General features: G+C 70.7%; 19 protein-coding genes and 1 pseudogene. 4 read left to right on the forward strand and 16 right to left on the reverse strand.

Annotated features, from left to right (window positions below):
• Positions 1-44: 44 nt before the first annotated feature.
• From lepB (AS594_RS10155) to AS594_RS10195, 9 genes and pseudogenes are all read right to left on the reverse strand, one after another.
• Positions 45-965 carry a signal peptidase I gene (lepB, locus tag AS594_RS10155; RefSeq protein ID WP_420877771.1) on the reverse strand — a complete coding sequence of 307 codons (921 nt, stop codon included), beginning with the start codon at positions 963-965 and terminating at the stop codon, positions 45-47.
• Positions 883-1,932 (reverse strand): annotated as a pseudogene (gene lepB / locus AS594_RS10160) (signal peptidase I). The gene lepB (AS594_RS10155) and the pseudogene lepB (AS594_RS10160) overlap by 83 nt, the downstream one beginning before the upstream one ends.
• Complete coding sequence (lepB, locus tag AS594_RS10165; protein WP_069926703.1) at positions 1,925-2,716, reverse strand: signal peptidase I; 792 nt, start codon at positions 2,714-2,716, stop codon at positions 1,925-1,927. Before lepB (AS594_RS10165) ends, lepB (AS594_RS10160) begins: the two are co-directional and overlap by 8 nt.
• A gap of 46 nt (positions 2,717-2,762) precedes the next feature.
• Positions 2,763-3,113: a 50S ribosomal protein L19 gene (rplS, locus tag AS594_RS10170; protein ID WP_069926704.1), complete on the reverse strand. Its 351-nt coding sequence runs from the start codon at positions 3,111-3,113 to the stop codon at positions 2,763-2,765.
• Between the two features lie 131 nt (positions 3,114-3,244).
• Complete coding sequence (gene trmD, locus AS594_RS10175; RefSeq protein WP_069933134.1) at positions 3,245-4,066, reverse strand: tRNA (guanosine(37)-N1)-methyltransferase TrmD; 822 nt, start codon at positions 4,064-4,066, stop codon at positions 3,245-3,247.
• Positions 4,066-4,647, reverse strand: a complete 582-nt coding sequence (rimM, locus tag AS594_RS10180; protein WP_069926706.1) for a ribosome maturation factor RimM — start codon at positions 4,645-4,647, stop codon at positions 4,066-4,068. The genes trmD and rimM overlap by 1 nt, the downstream gene beginning before the upstream one ends.
• Positions 4,648-4,743: 96 nt before the next feature.
• Positions 4,744-4,983, reverse strand: a complete 240-nt coding sequence (locus AS594_RS10185) for an RNA-binding protein (RefSeq protein ID WP_005311361.1) — start codon at positions 4,981-4,983, stop codon at positions 4,744-4,746.
• 2 nt (positions 4,984-4,985) lie between these two features.
• Positions 4,986-5,432: a 30S ribosomal protein S16 gene (gene rpsP / locus AS594_RS10190; RefSeq protein WP_069926707.1), complete on the reverse strand. Its 447-nt coding sequence runs from the start codon at positions 5,430-5,432 to the stop codon at positions 4,986-4,988.
• Positions 5,433-5,680: 248 nt separating this feature from the next.
• Positions 5,681-6,274 (reverse strand): hypothetical protein, encoded by a 594-nt coding sequence (locus AS594_RS10195; protein ID WP_069926708.1) that lies wholly within the window; start codon positions 6,272-6,274, stop codon positions 5,681-5,683.
• A 595-nt stretch (positions 6,275-6,869) separates the two neighbouring features.
• On the opposite strand from AS594_RS10195, the gene AS594_RS10200 reads away from it, so the two are divergent.
• Positions 6,870-7,757 (forward strand): methyltransferase domain-containing protein, encoded by an 888-nt coding sequence (locus AS594_RS10200; RefSeq protein ID WP_069926709.1) that lies wholly within the window; start codon positions 6,870-6,872, stop codon positions 7,755-7,757.
• 72 nt (positions 7,758-7,829) lie between these two features.
• On the opposite strand, the gene ffh is transcribed toward AS594_RS10200, so the two are convergent.
• From ffh to nsdA, 5 genes are all read right to left on the reverse strand, one after another.
• Positions 7,830-9,383 (reverse strand): signal recognition particle protein, encoded by a 1,554-nt coding sequence (gene ffh / locus AS594_RS10205; protein WP_069926710.1) that lies wholly within the window; start codon positions 9,381-9,383, stop codon positions 7,830-7,832.
• An 89-nt stretch (positions 9,384-9,472) separates the two neighbouring features.
• On the reverse strand, positions 9,473-11,953 hold the full coding sequence (locus AS594_RS10210; RefSeq protein WP_069935073.1) for a [protein-PII] uridylyltransferase: 2,481 nt from the start codon (positions 11,951-11,953) through the stop codon (positions 9,473-9,475).
• A 51-nt stretch (positions 11,954-12,004) separates the two neighbouring features.
• Positions 12,005-12,343 (reverse strand): P-II family nitrogen regulator, encoded by a 339-nt coding sequence (locus tag AS594_RS10215; protein ID WP_069926712.1) that lies wholly within the window; start codon positions 12,341-12,343, stop codon positions 12,005-12,007.
• Complete coding sequence (locus AS594_RS10220) at positions 12,340-13,701, reverse strand: ammonium transporter (protein ID WP_069926713.1); 1,362 nt, start codon at positions 13,699-13,701, stop codon at positions 12,340-12,342. Before AS594_RS10220 ends, AS594_RS10215 begins: the two co-directional genes overlap by 4 nt.
• A 328-nt stretch (positions 13,702-14,029) precedes the next feature.
• Positions 14,030-15,505, reverse strand: a complete 1,476-nt coding sequence (gene nsdA, locus AS594_RS10225; RefSeq protein WP_069933133.1) for a transcriptional repressor NsdA — start codon at positions 15,503-15,505, stop codon at positions 14,030-14,032.
• A 427-nt stretch (positions 15,506-15,932) separates the two neighbouring features.
• Here nsdA and AS594_RS10230 point away from each other — a divergent pair, with 427 nt between their 5' ends.
• Positions 15,933-16,610: a bifunctional DNA primase/polymerase gene (locus AS594_RS10230; RefSeq protein ID WP_069926715.1), complete on the forward strand. Its 678-nt coding sequence runs from the start codon at positions 15,933-15,935 to the stop codon at positions 16,608-16,610.
• A 98-nt stretch (positions 16,611-16,708) separates the two neighbouring features.
• On the opposite strand, the gene ftsY is transcribed toward AS594_RS10230, so the two are convergent.
• Positions 16,709-17,932, reverse strand: a complete 1,224-nt coding sequence (gene ftsY, locus AS594_RS10235) for a signal recognition particle-docking protein FtsY (protein ID WP_069926716.1) — start codon at positions 17,930-17,932, stop codon at positions 16,709-16,711.
• Positions 17,933-18,120: 188 nt separating this feature from the next.
• On the opposite strand from ftsY, the gene AS594_RS10240 reads away from it, so the two are divergent.
• Positions 18,121-19,548 (forward strand): cytosine permease, encoded by a 1,428-nt coding sequence (locus AS594_RS10240; RefSeq protein WP_069935074.1) that lies wholly within the window; start codon positions 18,121-18,123, stop codon positions 19,546-19,548.
• Between the two features lie 62 nt (positions 19,549-19,610).
• Positions 19,611-20,582 carry an LLM class flavin-dependent oxidoreductase gene (locus AS594_RS10245; RefSeq protein ID WP_069926718.1) on the forward strand — a complete coding sequence of 324 codons (972 nt, stop codon included), beginning with the start codon at positions 19,611-19,613 and terminating at the stop codon, positions 20,580-20,582.
• Between the two features lie 40 nt (positions 20,583-20,622).
• Here the strand turns inward: AS594_RS10245 and AS594_RS10250 are convergent, their stop codons facing one another.
• Positions 20,623-22,041: a sugar porter family MFS transporter gene (locus AS594_RS10250; protein WP_069926719.1), complete on the reverse strand. Its 1,419-nt coding sequence runs from the start codon at positions 22,039-22,041 to the stop codon at positions 20,623-20,625.
• Positions 22,042-22,117 lie beyond the last annotated feature (76 nt).

Genomic DNA, 22,117 nt, shown 5'->3' on the forward strand with positions numbered 1-22,117 from the left:
CGCTCCCACCTCGGAGATCGAAAATCGCTGATCCGAGCGGCACCCTACCCGGCGGTACGCCCGCCGGTCAGCCTTCTCCTGCGCCACAGCACCAGCGGCACCGCACCCGCGAGCCCCAGCGCCCCGGGCGCCGCCGTCATCGCGACACCGGCGGCATTGAGGCCCTGCTGGTCGAACGTGGCGGGAACCGACAGCGCGGCCCAGCGGTTGACCGGCCACGCCACCACGACGGCCCGGCCGACGACCTCGTCGTTCGCGACCGTGCCGTGGCCCGGCAGCTCCTGGTGGTAACGCGAGTCCAGTGAGTTCTGGCGGTGGTCGCCCATCACCCAGATCCGGCCGTCCGGCACCTTGAGCGGCCCGAAGGGCTCGTCGTTGCACGGGGTGTCGCCGGGGAAGATGTACGACTTCTCGTCCAGCACCTTCCCGTTGACCTTGACCGGGCCGTTCTTCTTGCACTCGACCGTGTCTCCGCCGACCGCGATGACCCGCTTGATCAGGTCCTTCTCCTCCGCGGACGGCATCAGGCCGATGAAGCTGAGGAACTTCTGGACGACGTTCGGGTCGGGTGCCTCGGTGGTCTCCAGCCAGCCGCCCGGGTCGTGGAAGACCACGACCTCGCCGCGCTCCGGCTCCGAGCCGAACCACGGTGTCAGCTTGTCGACCAGCACCCGGTCGCCCCGCTGCAAGGTGTTCTGCATCGAGTCCGAGGGGATCGAGAACGCCTGCACCAGGAAGGTCTTGATCAGCAGCGCCAGCACGAGCGCGATGCCGATCAGCAGCGGAAGCTCCTTCCAGAACGAGCGCGGCTTCTTCCGCCCCGCGCTGTCACCACTGCTGTTGTCGTTGCTGTCGCTGCTGGACGGGTCTTCGCCCCGTACGTCATCGCTCACGGCTGCGGGTGACTCCGGTCGTTCCTCGGGCTCGTCGCGTTCGGATCGTGCGCCGACCGCCAAATCCCCCACATCAACTCCTCACTCCGTTCCACCGCCGGCGCCATACCTGACGCAGGCCCACCACTCCCATAACGAGCGGGAGTTCCGCAGGGGTCGGGAGCAGGATCATCGCGTTCGGGTCCTGGGACGACACCCTATTCGACGGGCCGGCCGCCGAGGCCGCCCCGCCGCGCGGGTCAGGGACGCCGGCGTACGTCTCGGGCTCCTCCAGCTTCCGCCAGTGGCTGAACGGCCACACGATGGCGACGGCCCGCCCGACGACCTCTTCCTCCCCGACCGTGCCCTCGAACCTCTCGTTGAGGTGGAAGCGCGAATCGGCGGAGTTCGACCGGTGGTCACCCATGACGAACAACCGCCCGGCCGGAACCGTCACATCGAACTTCAGCTCGGAGGGCCGGTCGCCCGGATTCAGATACGGCTCCGCGAGCGGTACGCCGTTGACGGTGACCCGCCCGTCCTCGTCACAGCACTTGACGGTGTCCCCGCCGACCGCGACCACCCGCTTGATCAGGTCCTGTTCGTCTTCGGACGGCAGCAGTCCGATGAAGGTCAGAGCCTCCTTGATCTGCTTGACCACGACCGGATCGTCCTTGATCTCGGTGTTCTCGTCCTGAAGCCAGCCGCCCGGGTCCTTGAAGACCACCACGTCACCGCGGGCCGGCTTCGACCCGAACCACGGGGTCAGCTTGTCGACCACCACCCGGTCGCCGATCCGGATGGTCTGCTCCATCGAACCCGACGGGATCACGAAGGCCTGCACCAGGAAAGTCTTGAGGACGAGCGCGATCAGCAGCGCCACGGTGATCAGGATCGGTATCTCTTTCACGGCCGACCTCTGCCGCCGCCGCTTCACCCGCTTCGCCAGCTTGCGCCGTTCCGCCCGGCCCGGCAGCGCGGGCCCGGTCGTCGGCCGCGTACCGGTGGGCAGCCGGGTGTCCGCGCGGTGGCTGGCCCGCGCCCGCCCCCGGTTACCCATGGGACCCGACCGGTCCCGGCGCGGTGACGCGCGTGGCCGGGCTCTGCGGGGCACCGCCCCCGGAACCCCTGCCGGCCCCGTCCAGCGTGGACCAGCGGCCCACCGGCCAGCCGATCCAGTCCGCCCGGCCCACGACCTTTTCGACGGGCACCATGCCACCGCCCGGCTCGCCCAGGTGGTCGCGGGAATCGCGCGACTGCGACCTGTGGTCGCCCATGACCCACAGCGTGCCCTGCGGGACGACGATGTCGAACGGGACGCGCGACGGGGCGTCACCGGGGAACAGGTACTCCTCGTCCACCGCCCGGCCGTTCACCTCGACCCTCCCCCGCTTTTCGCAGCACACGACCCGGTCGCCCCCCACGCCCACCACGCGCTTGATGTAGTCGGTCTCGGCAGGTTCGGCCAGTCCCACGGCCGCTGCCGCCCACCGCACCAGCCCGGTGACCGGATTCCCGCCCGGCTCCTCGCGTACGAAGGACCCGGTGCCGTCGAAGACGACCACGTCTCCGCGCTGCGGTACGGACCCGAAACGGTACGCCAACTTGTTGACGAGGACCCGGTCGCCGATCTCCAGGGTGGGCCGCATCGAGCCGCTGGGGATGAGGAAGGGCTGCATGAGGAAGGTGCTGAAGAGCAGCAGAAAAGCCGCGCACGCGGCGCCGAGCAGAGCCGGCCCGCGCCACGGGGCGTCGAGAAAACGCACGGAGCGCGACCCCTCCTCCACCCCTGCTTGGGGGTCGGAGGAGCGGTCGCGCTCCGTGTCGTGTGCTTCGGTGTCCATCGGGACGTGAGCCTATCCGGCCGGTCCCGGGCGCCGAGAGCGCGACTTAGCGGTCGCGCTTCTCCTTGATCTTCGCGGCCTTGCCGCGCAGCTCACGGAGGAAGTACAGCTTCGCGCGGCGGACGTCACCGCGGGAGATGAGCTCGATCTTCTCGAAGATCGGGCTGTGCACGGGGAAGGTGCGCTCGACGCCGACGGAGAAAGAGACCTTGCGGACCGTGAAGGTCTCGCGGACGCCCGCACCCTGGCGGCGGATGACTACACCCTTGAACTGCTGCACACGCGAGCGGTTGCCCTCGATGACGCGAACGTGGACGTTCACGGTGTCACCGGGGCGGAACGCGGGGAGGTCGGTACGCAGCGATGCGGAGTCGACGGAGTCGAGAAGGCTGGACATGTGAGTCTGCTTCCTCGCCGATGCCACAGGTCATCGACGGAATTCGATAAGAGAGTTTCGGGGTGCTGTCCGCGTCGGGCGGGCGTCGTTCCCCCTGTGGCAGGGGCGCACGCCGGACGTACAGCAGCGGCCTATTCTTCCACGGCCTCGGGGTTACGCCCAAATCGGCCGTCGGGGCCGGGCCGCCAGCCCAGGATGCTCAGCATCTCGCGGTCCTTCTTGTCGAAGACCGCGGGGTCGCAGCGCTCGATGAGGTCCGGCCGGTTGGCGGTCGTACGCCGCAGCGCCTCGTCCCGCCGCCACCGGGCGATCTTCCCGTGGTGGCCGCTGAGCAGCACGTCCGGGATGCCCCGGTCGCGCCACTCGGGCGGCTTGGTGTAGACGGGGCCTTCGAGAAGGTTCGCCATCGCGCCGGGCGCGAAGGAGTCGTCACGGTGCGATTCGGCGTTGCCGAGCACGCCGGGCAGCAGCCGGGCGACGGCCTCGGTGATCACCAGTACGGCGGCCTCACCGCCCGCCAGGACGTAGTCCCCGATGGAGACCTCGTACACCGGCATGCGGGTCGCGTACTCGTCGATGACGCGGCGGTCGATGCCCTCGTAGCGCGCGGGCGTGAAGACCAGCCAGGGCCGCTCCGAGAGTTCGACGGCGAGTTCCTGGGTGAAGGGGCGCCCGCTGGGCGTCGGAACGACCAGGACCGGGCCGTGCGCCCCGCTCTCGTAGCCGTCGGCGAGGGCGTCGTCGAGCGCGGCACCCCACGGCTCGGTCTTCATGACCATGCCGGGGCCGCCGCCGTAGGGGGTGTCGTCGACCGTGTTGTGCCGGTCGTACGTCCAGTCCCTGAGGTCGTGCACGTGCACGTCGAGCCGCCCCCGCGCGCGTGCCTTCCCGACGAGCGAGACGTTCAGCGGCTCCAGGTACTCGGGGAAGATCGTGACGACGTCGAGTCGCATCAGCCCTCGTCCCGGCCGGACTCTTCGTCGCCGCCGGACTCCTCGTCCCGGCCGGACGCCACCTCTGCCTCGCTGTCGTCGATCAGGCCCGGCGGCGGGGTGATGACCGCGCGCTGCTCCTCCAGGTCGATCTCGGTGACGATCTCCTCCACGAAGGGGATCATCACCTCGCTGCCGTCGGGGCGCTTCACGATGAACAGGTCCTGCGAGGGCAGGTGGGTGATCTCGGTGATCCGGCCGATCTCGGTGCCGTCGACGAGGACGACGTCCAGATCCATCAGCTGGTGGTCGTAGAACTCCTCGGGGTCCTCCGGAGTCGCCTCGGGGTCGACCTCGGCGATGAGGAGCGTGTTGCGCAGCGCCTCGGCGGCCGTGCGGTCCTTGACGCCCGCGAAGCGCAGCAGCAGCCGGCCGCTGTGCACCCGGCCGGTCTCGACGGTCAGCGGCCCGACGGAGGCCGGGTCCGTGGCGAGTACGGCGCCGGGCCCGAGCCGCAGCTCCGGCTCGTCCGTACGCACCTCTACGGTGACCTCGCCCTTGATCCCGTGGGCGCGGCCGATCCGCGCGACTACGAGCTGCACTTGATGTTTCTCCTGTCTTACGACTACGGGCCGGGAAGGGCTCGTGAGCCCTTCCCGGCCCGAGCCGGCGTATCTAGGTAAAAACGGCCAACTTGTTCAGCGGACCTGGTCCACGTCGACGAGGTCGACGCGAATGCCCCGGCCGCCGATGGCACCCACGACCGTACGCAGAGCGCGAGCGGTGCGGCCGTTGCGGCCGATCACCTTGCCGAGGTCGTCCGGGTGAACCCGGACCTCCAGCACGCGTCCGCGGCGCAGGTTGCGCGAGGCGACCTGCACATCGTCGGGGTTGTCGACAATGCCCTTCACGAGGTGCTCAAGAGCCTCCTCGAGCATGCTCAGGCCTCGGTCGACTCAGCGGACTCGGCCGCGGGAGCCTCGTCAGCCTTCTTGTCGGCCTTCTTCGCCTTCTGGGTGATCGCCTCGCCCTTGGACTCGTCGCCACCCTCGAGACCCTTGGCGAACGCGTCGAACGCGGCACGCTTGTCGGCCTTCGGCTCCGGCTGGAGCAGCGGCGCGGGGGCCGGGAGGCCCTTGTGCGCCTGCCAGTCGCCGGTGAGCTTCAGGATGGCCATGACCGGCTCGGTCGGCTGGGCGCCGACGGACAGCCAGTACTGCGCACGCTCCGAGTTGACCTCGATGCGCGACGGGTTCTGCACCGGGTGGTACAGACCGATCTCCTCGATGGCCCGGCCGTCACGGCGGGTACGGGAGTCGGCGACGACGATGCGGTAGTGAGGCGAACGGATCTTGCCCAGACGCTTCAGCTTGATCTTGACTGCCACTGGAGTGGTGTCTCCTGGTCTCTGACGTGGTTGGGCACAACGAAGATGCCACGTGGGGTTGCGGTACTCGGGGTGCCCGATGGACGCGTCAGCCGGAGGCGAGAGGGTTCCTGTGCGGCTGTCGAGTACAGCTAGCCATTGTGCCACATACCTGTGGCACGGACGCCACCCGGCCGGTACGGCCCAGCACGCGACCACCACCCGGCCGGCACGGCTCCGTACGGGCGTGAAAGGTAGGCAAAACGCGGTCAGCTCGCTGCGGCCACCACTTCCGGGATACGGAACGGCTTTCCGCAGCCCCCGCACACGATCGGGGCCTGGGCCAGGACCGACGGCACGACGCGGACGTTGCGTCCGCAGTCGCAGACGGCCTTGACCCGCACCCCGCCGCCGGACGAGCCGTGCCGGGCGGCCGGCCCCCGGAAGGAGCGCTTGGTGTCCGACGCGGTCGCGACCGTGTGCGCCTTGAGGGCGCGCTGGAGCCGTTCGATCGTCGGGCGGTAGCGCCGCCTCGCCTCGGGGTTGAGCGAGACCAGTGAGAAACCGCTGCTCGGGTGCGGTTCATCGGGGTGGTCGAGGCCCATCTCCTCGGCGATCGCGAGGAATCTGCGGTTGTGGTAGCGGCCGGCGCGCGAGGTGTCACGGACGCCGCGCGCGGCGGCGATGCCGTGGACTGCCTCGTGCAGCAGGCGTTCGAAGGAGAGCTCGGCGCCACAGGCGGACGAGGACTCTCCGATCAGGGATTCGGGCGCGGCTAGGTCTGGCAGCTCGGGGTGGTACCGCTGAATGTCGGCCCACGCCTGCGCCAGCTCTGCGGCGAGAACAGGTGGTGTCGTGCTCACGTCGTGACAACGAGCCGGGGTGCCCCGGTGTTCCTATTCCGGGCCATCCCAAATAATTTGCACGTACCAGTCAGTTGCCCTTGATGCGTCCTGACGAGGGCGGGTGCGCTGATCTGCGGAGGAGACGCCCAGCGCGCATCATCCCGGGGCGTACCCGCGCGTACGCCCCGGCGCGTAGAAAAAGGCCGCACGCCGGGGCATCGGTCGCTCCAGGGGCGCGGACGACGCCCCGGGCGCCGACGGACGGGGCCGCGAGCCGGCCGCGGACGAAGCCGCAGACGGCGACAGTACCGGGGGCGCGTGCCGCACCGGGCACCGCCCCGTCCCCGGTGTCCCGCGGCCGGACGGCCGCCGGACCTTCCCGTGGCGCGATCCGCCCGGCGGCGGCACTCTGGAATCTGGATCCGCTCCGGTGCGGAGCCCGGGTCCACTCCGGCGCGGGGGCGCACGGCAGGGGCATACAAGCATTGCCATACAACCCCTGGACTTGCCGCCGGATGCGGAGTTCCCTGGCTACGGGGAGTACAGGCGCACGCACACGGGGGAACGTCCATCAGGACACGTCATGACCTCTCGGCGGATTGGGGCGCTTTCGATGACACCTACGCTCGTCCGGCACCACCGGCACGGTCCGAACACAGCCTCGTCGCCGGCGACCGACGCGGGCGCGCGCGCCCGCGACTGGGCCGAGATCCAGGAGCGGATGCTGGTGCCGCTCTACGAAGCGGCGTACGAACGGCTCGAGGTGGGCCCCGCCACCCGGCTGCTCGGCCTCGGCTGCGGCTCGGGGCTCGCCCTGCTGATCGCCGCCTCGCGCGGCGCGCACGTGACAGGCGTCGAAGCCGATCCCGGCCGGGTCGCGCTGGCCCGTGAACGTCTGAGGGCCGACGGGGCGCGCACGGGTGGCAGCGCCGGTGGCAGTCCCGGCGAGGACACGCGCCTGTACGAGGGCGAATCGGCGGCGGTCTGTGACGACGGCCCCCGGGCGTACAACCTCGTCACCGCCTTCGAACCGCTCGGGTGCGCGGCAGGCGACTCCGAGGAGCTCGCCACGGCTCTCGAAAGCGCGATACCCCTCGCCGAGCGCGGCAGCGAAGTGGTTCTGGCGGGCTGGGGCCCGCCCGAGCGCTGCGCGACATCGTCGGTGCTGCGGGTCGCTTCCCGGCTGACCGAGACCCTGCGCGCCACCGGCGGCGGCCGCGGCTGGCGTCCGGCGCTCCGGGACGACCTGGAGGACGTGGCGTCGCGGGCCGGGCTGAAGCCGGACGGCTCGGGACGGGTGGCGTGCCCGTTCGGTTACGCCGACATGGACAGCGCCGTACGCGGCCTGCTGTCGACCGGGCTGTTCGACGCGGCGGCACGGGCCACGGACCCGGGACAGGTGGAGAAGGAGCTCACCGAGGCGCTGCACCCGCACGTGCGGCGGGACGGAACGGTCTGGATGTCGAACGTCTTCCGCTATCTGATCGCGCGCACGCCGTGAGCACCTGAGCGGCTGTGGGCGCCCGCTCCGGCAAGGAGGGGGCGCCCACAGCGCTGGACGTGCCTTCGGGCGTCAGCCCATGAACTTCTTGAACTCGTCGGGCAGTTCGAAGTCCTTCGCGCCCTGACCGGCCGGCAGACCCAGCGCGCCGCCGGACTGGGCGGCCTGCTCGCGGCGCTCGGCCGCGGCCTGCTCCTCCAGCTTGCGCTTCAGCGGGTTGCCGCTCTTGCGCTTGCCCTTGGCCTGCTTCTGCTGCTTCTTCTGACGGCCGGGGCCGCCACCCATGCCCGGAATCCCCGGCATACCGGGCATTCCGCCGCCCTGGGCCATCTTCGACATCATCTTGCGCGCCTCGAAGAACCGCTCCACGAGGTTCTTCACCGCGCTGACCTCGACACCCGAACCCTTGGCGACACGGGCCCGGCGCGAGCCGTTGATGATCGTCGGGTCCTGGCGCTCGGCGGGGGTCATCGACTTGATGATCGCGGCGGTACGGTCCACGTCGCGCTCGTCGATGTTGGCGATCTGCTCCTTGATCTGCCCCATGCCGGGCATCATGCCGAGCAGCTTGGAGATGGAGCCCATCTTGCGGACCTGCTCCATCTGGGCCAGGAAGTCGTCGAGCGTGAAGTCCTTGCCCTTGCTGCTCGCCAGCTTGGCCGCCATCGCTTCGGCCTCTTGCTGGCTGAAGGTCTGCTCGGCCTTCTCGATGAGCGACAGCATGTCGCCCATGCCGAGGATGCGGGACGCCATGCGGTCCGGGTGGAACGCGTCGAAGTCGTCCAGCTTCTCGCCGTTGGAGGCGAACATGATCTGGCGGCCGGTCACCTTGGCGATCGACAGCGCGGCGCCACCACGGGCGTCACCGTCGAGCTTGGAGAGCACCACGCCGTCGAAGCCGACGCCGTCGCGGAACGCCTCCGCGGTGTTGACCGCGTCCTGGCCGATCATCGCGTCGACGACGAAGAGGACCTCGTCGGGGCTGACGGCGTCGCGGATGTCCGCGGCCTGCTGCATCAGTTCCTGGTCGATACCGAGGCGGCCCGCGGTGTCGACGATGACGATGTCGTGCAGCTTGTTCTTGGCGTACTCGACCGAGTCCTTGGCGACCTTGACCGGGTCACCGGTGCCGTTGCCCGGCTCGGGCGCGTAGACCGCGACGCCGGCGCGCTCGGCGACGACGCTGAGCTGGTTCACGGCGTTGGGACGCTGGAGGTCGCAGGCGACCAGGATCGGCGAGTGGCCCTGGCCCTTGAGCCACAGGCCGAGCTTTCCGGCGAGGGTCGTCTTACCGGCGCCCTGGAGACCCGCGAGCATGATCACGGTGGGCGGGTTCTTGGCGAACCGCAGGCGGCGGGTCTCGCCGCCGAGGATGCCGATGAGCTCCTCGTTGACGATCTTGATGACCTGCTGCGCGGGGTTCAGCGCCTGCGAGACCTCGGCCCCGGCGGCACGTTCCTTGACTTGCTTGATGAACGCCCGGACGACGGGCAGCGCGACATCCGCTTCCAGCAGCGCGATACGGATCTCACGTGCCGTGGCGTCGATGTCCGCCTCGGACAGGCGGCCCTTGCCCCGGAGGCTCTTGAATGTCGCTGCGAGGCGGTCGGAAAGAGTATCGAACACGGCGGTCGCGAATCCTCGGGTCAGGGGGCGGGTGGACACAGATGCCCCCAGGGTATCTGTCCGTCTGCGGTGGGGTCTGCCCCCTTCCCCTACCGCAGCGCGCCCTCCAGCGCCCGGGCCACCTCGGCCGCCTCGATCTCCGGAAGCGGGGCGCCCTCGGGGCCTGTGACGTAGAACGCGTCGACCGCGTTCGCGCCCAGCGTCGAGACGTGGGCGCTGCGCACCCGTACCTTCGCCGCCTCCAGCGCGTGGCCGATGCGGTGCAGCAGCCCCGGGGCGTCCTGGGCGCGCACCTCGATCACCGTCGCGAGGCTGGAGCCGGCGGGTGCGACCGTGACGCGCGGCGGCGGTGCCTGGGCACCGCGCCTGCGCGGGTTCTTCTCGTACGCGCGCTCCCGCTCCGCCAGTCGCGCGGGGATGTCCAGCGAGCCGTCCAGGGCGCGTACGAGATCCGCCCGCAGGCGGGCTGCCTGCGGCAGCGCCCCGTACTCGGCCGCCACCCGCCAGTCGAGCAGCAGGACGCCGCTGGGTCCGCGCGTGCCTTCGGCCGCCACCGAGTCGGGGAGTCCGGCGGCCCGCAGCTCCGCCGTGCGGACGGTCAGCCGGTGCATCGCCAGTACACCGGCCACGGCCGGCAGCACACCGGGCTGGTCCGGTACGGCGATCAGCAGCTCGACGCCCAGGGGCTCGGGCTCCTCGCCGGCGTCCTCCTCCTGCGCCTCGGGCTGCGCGCGCAGTGACAGGACGGGCCCGCCGGTACGGAAAGCCTCGATGGCGAGACGTTCCTGCTCGGCGCTGGGGGCGGCGGGCTCCGGTGCGGCCGGTTCCTCGCCCGCGAGGACGGCGGCCACGCGCTTGACCAGGTCGGTGACGAGCGAGGCGCGCCAGGTGGACCAGGCGGCGGGCCCGGTGGCCAGGGCGTCGGCCTCGGTGAGCGCGTGCAGGAGTTCCAGGGTGCCGGTCGCGCCGACCGCGTCGGCCACCGCGCGGACGGTGGCGGGGTCGTCCAGGTCGCGGCGGGTCGCGGTGTCGACGAGGAGGAGGTGGTGGCGTACGAGCGTGGCGATCACTCCGACGTCCGCCCGGTCGAAGCCGATCCGGGTGGCGACGTCGCGCGCGATGATCTCGCCGGCCACCGAGTGGTCACCGGGCCAGCCCTTGCCGAAGTCGTGCAGGAGGGCCGCGATCAGCAGCAGGTCGGGGCGGTGGACGCGGCGGGTGAGCGCGGCGGCCCGTACGGCCGTCTCGACGAGGTGGCGGTCCACGGTCCAGGTGTGCACGGGGTTGCGCTGGGGACGGCAACGCACCCGCTCCCAGTCGGGCAGCAGCCGGGTGATGAGCCCTTCGGCCTCCAGCGCCTCCCACACGCCGATCGTGGCCTCGCCGGCGCCGAGCAGCGTGACCAGTTCCTCCCGCGCCTCCGCTGGCCACGGCACCGGCAGCGGCCGCGCGACGGCCGCCAGGCGGCGGACGGCGTGCAGCGAGACCGGCAGTCCCGACTGGGCCGCCGCCGCTGCGGCCCGCAGCGGGAGCACCGCGTCGCGCTCGGGGCGGGCGGTACGGGCGAGCACCACCTCGCCGTCCTGCTCGACCACGCCCTCCGCGAGCGGGGTGCGGTCCGGCGCCGTCTTGCCGCCGAGCATGGCGCGCAGCCTCGGCCGGACCGACCGGGCGCGCAGGACCCGGTGGACCTCGCGCCAGGTGACGTCGCTGGCGTACGAGATGGTGCGGGCCGCTTCGTACACCTCCCGCAGCAGGGTGTCCGCGTCCAGCAGCCCGAGGGCGGCGGCGACCTGGTCCTGCTCCTGGAGGGCGAGGCGGTCGGTTGCGCGCCCGGTGGTCAGGTGCAGTGCGTCGCGTACGTCGAGGAGCCGGCGGCGCGCCGCGTCGAGCCCCTCACGGGGGGCGTCGGCCAGCCAGGAAGCGGCGACGGCGCGCAGCGCGGTCGCGTCGCGCAGGCCGCCGCGGGCCTCCTTGAGGTCGGGTTCGAGGAGGTACTGCAACTCACCCGACCGCGCCGCCCGGTCCTGGCACAGCTCGTGGAGTTCGGGCAGCCGCTTGGGGGCGAGGTTGCGCCAGTCGGCCAGTACGGCGGTGCGCAGCCCGGCCGTGACGCCGAGGTCGCCGGCGATGTGGCGGGCGTCGAGGAGCCCGAGGTGCACCTTGAGGTCCTCGCCGGCGGTCCTGCGGGCCTCGGCGGGCGTACGTACGGAATGGTCAAGGGCCATGCCCAGGTCCCAGACGGGGTACCAGACGCGGTCGGCGAGCGCCGCGACGGCTCCCTTGTCGGCGCCGCCGTCGTGCAGCAGCAGCAGGTCGAGGTCGCTGCGCGGGGACAGCTCGCCCCGCCCGTATCCCCCGACGGCGACCAGGGCCGCGCCGCGCACCTCCGCCTCGCGGGCGGCCGTGGTGAACAGCGCCGCCAGCCAGTCGTCGGTCAGCCGGGCGAGGCCGGACCGGCGCGACGGCCCGGACCGCGACTCCTCCTGGAGAAGTCGCAGCCGGGCCGCCGCGTAGCCGCTGGGTCCCGAGTCGTCGGACGGTTTCGTGGTCTCTCGTGCGCTCGTCACCCAGCAGCTCCCGTTGTCATGCGGTCCGGTCGGAGGATCCGGTCGGTCGGGTCAGAGGGCGTCCGGACCGCGTTCGCCCGTCCGTACCCTGACCGCCGTGTCGACCGGCACGCTCCACACCTTTCCGTCACCGATCTTGCCGGTCCGGGCGGCCTTCACCACCACCTCGATGAGCTCTTCGGCGTCACCGTCCTCGACCAGCACCTCGATCCGGATCTTCGGTACGAGGTCGACCGTGTACTCGGCGCCCCGGTAGACCTCGGTGTGGCCGCGCTGGCGGCCGTAGCCGCTGGCCTCGGTGACCGTAAGCCCCTGGACTCCGAACGCCTGGAGGGCCTCCTTGATCTCGTCGAGCCGGTGCGGCTTCACTACCGCGGTGATGAGCTTCATGCGTCCACCTTCTTGTTCTTCGCGGCGCCGGCCCTGTCGGTCAGGCCGGGAGCGGGTGCGGCCGTGCGGGAGGCCGAACCGCCGCCCGCTCCGCTGAAGTCGTACGCGGTCTCGGCGTGCTCGACCTGGTCGATACCGGAGACCTCGTCGTCCTCGGGGACCCGCATGCCCATCGCCTTGTCGATGACGAAGGCGAGGAGCGCGGAGACCACCAGAGAGTAGGCCAGCACCGCGAAGACACCCACGGCCTGCTTGCCGAGCTGGTCGAATCCGCCGCCGTAGAACAGGCCCTTGGCGTCGGACTGGACACCGCCGGTGGCGAAGAAGCCGACGAGGAGCGAGCCGACGACACCGCCGACGAGGTGGACGCCGATGACGTCCAGGGAGTCGTCGTAACCGAGCTTGTACTTGAGGCCCACGGCCATGGCGCACAGCAGGCCGGCGATGGCGCCGACGGCGATCGCGCCGAGCGGGCTGACGGAGCCGCCGGCCGGGGTGATCGCGACGAGGCCCGCGACGGCGCCGGAAGCGGCGCCCAGGGTGGTGAACGAGCCGTGCCGGATCTTCTCGTACGCCAGCCAGGCGAGCATGGCTGCGGCGGTGGCGATCTGGGTGTTGAGGAACATCACGGCGCCGACGCCGTCGTCGTTGCCCAGCCAGGAGCCGGCGTTGAAGCCGAACCAGCCGAACCACAGGAGCCCGGCGCCGAGCATCACCAGCGGGAGGCTGTGCGGGCGCATCGGGTCCTTCTTGAAGCCGACGCGCTTGCCGATGACGAGGATGACGCCCAGCGCCGCGGCGCCGGCGTTGATGTGGACGGCCGTGCCGCCCGCGAAGTCGATGACGCCCATCTCGAAGAGCCAGCCGCCGGAGCCCCACACCCAGTGCGCGACCGGGAAGTAGACGACGGTGACCCAGAGGGTGACGAACAGCGCCCAGGCGGTGAACTTGACGCGGTCGGCCAGCGCGCCGCTGATCAGGGCGGGAGTGATGATCGCGAACATCAGCTGGAAGACGGCGAAGACGTAGACCGGGATGGTGTAGCCGTCCCAGAGTTCTGTGATGCCGATGCCGCTCAATCCGACGTAGTCCGAGGACCAGCCGATGACCGAGCCGACGTCGGCGCCGAAGGCGAGGCTGAAGCCGTACAGCACCCAGAGGATCGTGACGATCCCGAGGCTGATGAAGCTCATCATCAGCATGTTCAGGGTGGACTTGACTCGGACCATGCCTCCGTAGAAGAAGGCCAGGCCCGGCGTCATGAGCATCACCAGGGCGGAACAGATGAGCATGAAGCCGGTGTTGGCGGCAGACAGTTCGATCTTGTCTGCGGCAAGCGTCGTGATGCCTGGAGGCATCGGCGTCTCCTCGTCGTCGGTGCGGCCCGTGCGGGGGCGGAGCCTGTTGGCCTGTTCGGCAGCAAAGGGGTGCGCCGCTTATGCGCCATGAGGTTGGCGCAGCGCCGTTTCGGCCAATGCCGCTCGATGTTTCACGCCCATGACGATGAGGTCGTGCGTGTTACGTGCGGGTGAACCGCCGGACCGGAAGCCGCGCCCCCGTTATCGTGTCGCAACCATCAAAAACCGGCCGCGACCGACACCCGGTTGACCTGGCGCGGGGGAGCCGAGTCGGGCTTCACGGGGTGACTGTCGCGGCCGGCGTCTTTGGCGGCCGTCGGCCGGGCCCTCAGACCGCCTCGGCGGCTTCGGGCAGCTGGGCTGCGAGCTGGTCGGTGAGGTCGACGACCTCGGCCACGTCGCCGAAGTCGCGGGCGGCGGTGTCCACGGTCTTGCGGAGCCGGGTGTTCACCCGCTCGGAGCGCACGCGCCTGGCGACCCCGAGGGCCTGTTCGGCCAGTACGACGGACTGCTCGGGCTCGCGCTTCAGCAGGTGCACGGTGGCCATGCCGATGAGGTTCAGGGCGTACGAACGCTGGTGCTCCTCGTCCTTGCCGAAGAGCTCGACGGCCCGCCCCATGACCGGCTCGGCGAGCGAGGCGTAGGTGGGGCTGCGGCCGGCGACATAGGCCAGGTCGCGGTACGAGTGGGCGTTCTCGCCGTTCAGCTCCGCCTCGGAGAAGAAGCGGATCCAGTCGGGCTCGGGCTCGCCGTCCAGGCCCGCGTCGGAGAAGGTGTCCTCGGCCATCCGGACCGCCCGCTTGCACTTGCTGGGCTGCCCGATGTTGGCGTAGGCGCGTGCCTCCATCGCATACAGCATCGCCTGGGTCCTGGGCGTGGCGCAGTCGCGGCTGCCGTACTGCGCGAGGTGGATGAGTTCCAGCGCGTCGTCGGGGCGGCCGAGGTGGATCATCTGGCGGCTCATGCTCGACAGGACGTACGAGCCGAAGGGCTTGTCGCCCGCTTCCTTGGCGGCGTGCAGCGCGAGGACGAAGTACTTCTGGGCGGTGGGCTGGAGGCCCACGTCGTAACTCATCCAGCCGGCCAGCTCGGCCAGCTCGGCGGCGCACTTGAAGAGCCGCTTCGAGGTGGCCTGCGGCTGCGGTTCCTGGAGAAGGTCCGTTACTTCGTGCAGCTGTCCGACGACGGCCTTGCGCCGCAGCCCGCCGCCGCACTGGGCGTCCCACTGGCGGAACATCATGGTGGTCGACTCCAGCAGGTCCAGCTCGGGCCTGGAGAGCCGGGACGGCCGCCGCGACGATCCGGCCGGCTCCTGGCGGCCGGGCTCGCCGGGGGGCGAGGGCACCAGCCAGCGCTGCATGGGTTCGATGAGGGCGGGCCCGGCGGCGAGCGCCAGGGACGTGCCGAGAAAGCCGCGCCGGGCGAGCATCAGGTCGCTGCGGGAGAACTCGCTGAGCAGGGCGACCGTCTGCGGGCCGGCCCAGGGCAGGTCCACGCCGGACACCGAGGGTGACTGGTGGGCGGAGCGCAGCCCGAGGTCCTCGATGGCCACGACGCTGCCGAAGCGCTCGGAGAAGAGCTCGGAGAGGATGCGCGGGATCGGCTCGCGCGGCTGCTCGCCGTCCAGCCAGCGGCGCACGCGTGAGGTGTCCGTGCTGATGTGGTGCGCGCCCATCTGGCGGGCCCTGCGGTTCACCTGCCGCGCGAGTTCGCCCTTGGACCAGCCGCTGCGCACGAACCACGAACCCAGTTGCTCGTTCGGGCGCTTCCCAGCGTTCGTACCGCCTGCGCCACTGCCGCTCACTGGAACGCCCCCATCCCGCCGAAAGCCTCTTTGCCCGGACCCCTGACAGAATGCCGTGAGTTGGGGCCTGTTGTCCCGGGGATGCGCCCCTTCGAACAGGAAACCGGCTTGCCTCCGGCATACCCACACGCGCAGTTATTCCGGGGTTCGCGTACCGAAAGTAATCCTACGATCACCCCTCCGGCCATGGCGATTCCACAAACGCCACCATTCGCCACCCCATCGAATGAACTCCCCTGCCGCCGGGCGCGATTCACTTGACATACGCCGATCGGGAGTCGGCGGAGCGATGTGCGCCGGGGCGCTCGTTCCGGCCCGCACCACCTCGGATGCCTCGATGCGCCGCCAGTCCGCCTCGACGGCAGCGGAGCGTAACAGGTTGACTCCAAGTCGTAACCACCGGCGCACTGGACCCGTTGGAGGGGGCATGGGCTTCACGATCGGCCGGGAGACACGGTCCGGCTCACGGCGTCGCGGCCGCATGTCGGACTGCACAACGGTGGCCGAGTACACCGGGCTCTGGGGCTGGGCGGTCGTGCCGGGCGCCAGAGCGGGTTCCGCCGCGGCCGGTTCGGGTGCGGCGGGAGCGCGGGTCTGTTCCTGCGGCGTTACGCAGTGCCGGGCACCCGGCGCCCATCCGCTGGACTTCGCGCCCGAGGTGCCGGCGGGTGCCACCCTCGACGAGGTGACGAAGACCTGGTCGGACTTTCCCGGCGCGTCGGTGCTGCTGGCCGTGGGGCGTTCGTTCGACGTGATCGAGGTCGCCGAGGCCGCGGGGAGGCGGGCGATCGTACGGCTGGAGCGGATGGGGCTGCCGCTGGGCCCCGTGGCCGCGACGCCGGACGGCCGCGCGCACTTCTTCGTCGCTCCCGGAGCCGCCGCGGGGCTCCCCCACCTGCTCTACCGGATGGGCTGGGACGACGCGGATCTCGACCTGCGCGGGCTCGGCGCCGGCGACCACATCACCGCGCCGCCCTCGGACCTGGCGGGACTCGGCCCGGTCCGCTGGCTCCGCCCGCCCTCCCTGGACACGGCCCAGGCGCCGCCGCAGGCGCGGCTGCTGCTGGGCACGCTGGCGTACGTGGCGCACCGCTCTCCGGCGTAGCGCGGCGTTGGGCGGAGCGGCGTAACGGCGTAACGGCGTAACGAAAACGCCGGACGGGCTCGACAGCGAGCCCGTCCGGCGTTTCGCGTACCGCTTCGTCAGTCGCCGATCAGCGCGTCCACGAACGCCTCCGGCTCGAACGGCGCCAGATCGTCCGCGCCCTCCCCGAGGCCGATCAGCTTCACCGGTACGCCCAGTTCGCGCTGCACCGCGATCACGATGCCGCCCTTCGCCGTGCCGTCCAGCTTCGTCAGCACGATGCCGGTGATGTCGACGACCTCGGCGAAGACCCGCGCCTGGACGAGACCGTTCTGGCCGGTCGTCGCGTCCAGCACGAGCAGCACCTCGTCGAGCGGACCGTGCTTCTCCACGACGCGCTTGACCTTGCCGAGCTCGTCCATGAGGCCGGCCTTGGTGTGCAGTCGGCCCGCCGTGTCGATGAGCACGACGTCCGCGCCCTCGGCGATACCTTCCTTCACCGCGTCGAAGGCCACCGACGCCGGGTCGCCGCCCTCGGGTCCGCGCACGGTGCGCGCGCCCACCCGGTCGCCCCAGGTCTGGAGCTGGTCGGTGGCCGCCGCGCGGAAGGTGTCCGCCGCGCCCAGCACCACGCTGCGGCCGTCGGCCACCAGTACGCGGGCGAGCTTGCCGGTCGTGGTGGTCTTTCCGGTGCCGTTGACGCCGACGACCATGACGATGCCGGGGACGTCGGCGGCGCTCTCGGTCTTCACCGCGCGGTCCATGTCCGTACCGAGCAGGTTCAGCAGCTCCTCGCGGAGCAGGCCGCGCAGCTCTTCGGGCGTACGCGTGCCGAGCACCCGTACGCGCTCACGCAGGCGCTCGACCAGTTCCTGGGTGGGGGCCACGCCGACGTCCGCGGTGAGCAGGGTGTCCTCGATCTCCTCCCAGGTGTCCTCGTCGAGGTGCTCGCGGGAGAGCAGGGTCAGCAGACCCTTGCCGAGCGTGTTCTGCGAGCGGGCGAGCCGGGCGCGCAGCCGCACCAGGCGGCCGGCGGTGGGCTCGGGGATCTCGATCTCGGGCGCGACGGGTTCGGCTACGACCGGGTCCTCGAGGGCGACGGGCTCCTCGACTGCGGTCGACGCGTCGGGGAGGTCCACCTCCTCGATGGTCCGGCGCGCTTCGTCGCGCGGTGGCGCCGCGTCCTCGCCGACCTGCGGTTCGGCGGGCGGGGCGGTGATGGTCGGCGTGGTCGGCGGCGCCTGCGGCGGCAGCTGCTTCTTCTTGCGGCTGCTGACCACGAGCCCGCTGATGGCGCCGATCGCGACCAGGGCGATGACTACAGCAAGGATGACGATTTCCATAACGCACCCAGTATCAGTCACAGCGGTGTACGCAGAGCCTTGTCGGAGGATCACACGAGGGGCTTCCGTAGGATTTGGACCTTTTGGGGGGACCGTACGGAGCCGTGCCCGTAAGATGCTGTTCGTTCCCCCCACCCCTGCACGGAGTTCCCCATGCCTGAAACCGCCGCCCCGAGTCCGAGGGCGCGATAGAGACCCGCGGTCTTGAGCCCGTCCCCGACAACGAGCGCTCGGGCCGCGTCCGTGAACTCTTCCCTACCTGGGTCGCCGCCAACATCAGCGTGCTTCTGCTCACCATGGGCGCCGGTCTGGTCGTCTTCAACGGTCTGAACTTCTGGCAGGTGCTGGGCGTGGCCGTCGCCGCGCCCGTCGTGTCGTACGGACTCGTCGGCCTGATCTCGATCGCGGGCAAGCGCGGCGGTTCCCCCGGCATGGCGCTCTCCCGCGCCGTCTTCGGCCAGCGGGGCAACCTCTTCCCCGGCTCCCTGATCTGGGTCGCGCGCTGGGGCTGGGAGACGATCAACGCGGTGACCGGCGCGTACGCCGTGCTGACCGTGCTCGATCTGCTCTTCGGCATCAAGAGCAACACCGCGCTCATCGTGGTGACGCTGCTGCTCTTCGTCGGCTGCACGTTCCTCGTCTCGGGCCTCGGCATCAACGCCCTGCGCCGGTGCAGCACCTGGTCGACGTACCTCTTCGGCGCCTTCAGCGTGCTCGTGCTGGTCTATCTGATCGCCGGCACCGACTGGTCCGCCGTGTTCGCCAAGCCCGCCGGCTCGACCGCGATGATGATCGCGGGCATCGGCACCATCGCGGCCGGCGGCATCAGCTGGGTCCCCTCGGGCCCGGACTTCACCCGTTACCTGCCGCGTACGGCGTCGAGCAAGGGCCTGGTCTCCGCCACCGTGGGCGGCGCGGGCGTCGTCGTCCTGCCGATGGTCCTGATGGGCGCGGTCATGGCCGTCAGTACGCCGAGCCTGGCGTCGGCGGCCGACCCGGTGTCCTTCATCGGCGAGCTGCTGCCGACCTGGATCGCCGTTCCGTACCTGCTGATCGCCCTCGTCGGCATGCTGCTGATCAACTCGATGTCGATGTACTCGGCCGGGTTCACCGCGCAGACGCTCGGCATCAAGGTGTCGCGCGCCTGGGCCGTGAGTGTCAACGCCGTCATCAGCCTGATCTTCGGCTTCCTGCTGATGGTGGTCGCCACGAGCTTCTTCGGTTCTTTCATCTCCTTCCTGACGCTGCTGGCCGTGGCGTTCTCCGCGTGGATCGGCGTCTTCGGTGTGGACATGCTGAGCCGTCGTACGTACGACGGCGAGGCACTCATGGACACCACCCGCACCAGTGGTTACTGGTACCGGGGCGGTTTCGCCTGGCAGGCCATGACGGCGTGGGGCCTCGCGCTGGTGGCGGGCCTGCTGTTCACCAAGGTCGACTGGTTCACCGGGCCGCTCGCCGGTTCCTGGATCGGGCGCAACGGCCTGGGCTGGGCGGCGACGGTCGTCGTGGCCGCGCTGCTGTACGCGGTGCTGCCGAGGACGAAGGCCGTGGCGCCGGAGCGGACGGCCGAGGCGGAGAAGGCGCCGGAGACCGCCGGAAGCCTGTCCATCTGACGTAACGTCAACTAACGTCCCTCTTCGCCACATCGACACCCGGCGGAGGGGGACGACTCGTCATGGCCTTCACAGTGGTCCGCTTCAACCTCGTCGATCCCGACGCGACCCCCGACACGCACGCGGCCCGCTACCGCGCCGCCCTGGAGATGGCCGCCTACGCCGACGACCGCGGCATCGGCACCGTCCAGACCGAGGAGCACCACGGCGCCGCCAACGGCTGGATCCCCTCCCCGTTCGTCTTCGCGGGCTCGGTCCTCGGCGCGACCCGGCGCATCACCGTCACCGTCTCCGCCGTCATCGGGCCGTTGTACGAGCCGCTGCGGCTGGCCGAGGACATCGCCGTACTGGACCTGATCGGCAAGGGACGCCTGGTCACGGTCGCGGGCATCGGCTACCGGCCCGAGGAGTACGAGCAGCTGGGTGTGGACTGGGGCCGGCGCGGCAGGCTCCAGGACGAGGTCCTCGAAACACTGCTGCTGGCATGGACCGGCGAGCCCTTCCCGTACCGGGGCCGTACCGTGCGCGTGACGCCGCGCCCGTACTCCCGGCCGCATCCGCCGCTGCTGGTCGGCGGTTCCTCGCGGGCGGCCGCCCGGCGCGCCGCCCGTTTCGGGCTGCCGTTCTTCCCGAGCGCGCACCTGCCCGAGCTGGAGGCGTACTACCACGAGCGGCGGGCCGAGTTCGGGACGGACGGCTTCTGCATGATGCCGGCGGCCGAGACGCCGCTGCTGCATGTCGCCGAGGACCCGGACCGGACGTGGGCCGAGTACGGCGAGTACTTCCTGCACGAGGCGCAGACGTACGCCTCCTGGCAGTCCAAGGACATCACGTCGGCCGTACGTTCGCGGGCGACCGGCGTCGAGGAGCTGCGGGCCGAAGGGGTCTACCGCGTCGTGACGCCGGACGAGTGCGTGGGGCTGGCCGCCGGCAGTCTCGTACTGCATCCGCTGTGCGGCGGGATGCCGGTCGACGAGGGCTGGCGCAGCCTCCATCTGTTCGCGGAAAACGTACTGCCCCGGCTCAACGGGTGAGCCGGGGCAGTGCCGTGTCCGAGGAGCGGGGCAGCGGGGATTAGCCCATCTCCTCCAACGCCTTGCCCTTGGTCTCCTTCACGAACTTGAGCACGAAGGGGATCGAGAGCACGGCGAAGAATGTGTAGATCACGTACGTCCCCGAGAGGTTCCACTCGGAGAGGCTGGGGAAGCTCGCCGTGATCGCCCAGTTGGCGATCCACTGCGCGGAGGCGGCGACGCCCAGCGCGGCGGCGCGCAGCCGGTTGGGGAACATCTCGCCGAGGAAGACCCAGACCACGACACCCCACGAGAGGGCGAAGAAGAGCACGAAGACATGCGCGGCGATCAGCGCGACGATGCCCTGGGTGTGCGGCAGCCTGCCGTCGATCAGGTCGGCGGAGAAGGCCCATGCCTCGAAGGCGAGGGCGAGCGCCATGCCGGTCGAGCCGATGAGGGCGAGCGGGCGGCGGCCGATCCGGTCGACGAAGATCATGGCGATCACGGTGCCGATGATGTTGATGATCGACGTGGTGAACGAGTAGAAGAAGGAGTCGCTCGGGTTGATGCCGACCGACTGCCACAGCGTCGCGGAGTAGTAGAAGGCGACGTTGATGCCGACGAGCTGCTGGAAGACCGAGAGGCCGATACCGACCCAGACGATGGGCAGGAAGCCGAAGCGGCGGCCGAGCAGGTCCTTGAACGTGGACTTGTGCTCACTGCGCATCGCCAGCTCGATCTCGTTGACGCGCGCGTCGAGGTCGATGGTCTTGCCTTCGACGTCGGCCAGGATCTCCTTGGCCCTGTCGACCTTGCCCACGGAGATCAGGAAGCGCGGCGACTCGGGGATGGCGAACGAGAGCAGGCCGTACAGGACGGCCGGGACGACCATGACGCCCAGCATGACCTGCCAGGCTTCGATGCCGAGCAGCTCGCCGCGCTGGTCGCCGTCGGCCAGGTTGAGGATGCCCCAGTTGACGAGCTGCGAGACGGCGATGCCGATGACGATCGCCGCCTGCTGGAAGGCGCCGAGGCGGCCGCGGTACGCCGGCGGGGCGACCTCGGCGATGTAGGCCGGGCCGATGACCGAGGCCATGCCGATGGCGATACCGCCGAGCACGCGCCAGAAGGCGAGGTCCCACAGGGCGAACGGGAGCGCGGAGCCGACGGCGCTGATCGTGAAGAGCGCGGCGGCGATCTGCATGACGCGGATGCGGCCGATGCGGTCGGCGATGCGGCCCGCGGTGGCGGCACCGATGGCGCAGCCGATCAGGGCGATGGCGATGACCTGGGCGAGGGTCGCGGAGCCCACGTCGTACTTGCCCCGGATGCCTTCGACCGCGCCGTTGATGACCGAGCTGTCGTAACCGAAGAGGAAGCCGCCCATCGCGGCTGCCGCCGTGATGAAGATGACGTGGCCGAGGTGGTCCGGGTGGGCCTCGCGGGCTCCGGACGCCGTGGGTTGCGCAGTGCTGGTCACATCAACTCCTGAGGCCTGGCCGCGTCGCCTGGCGTGGGGGGCAAGCACTCCAAGTGGGGCACAACATCGCGCCGCG

It is taken from the genome of Streptomyces agglomeratus (assembly GCF_001746415.1).
GTDB classification, from domain to species: Bacteria; Actinomycetota; Actinomycetes; order Streptomycetales; family Streptomycetaceae; genus Streptomyces; species Streptomyces agglomeratus.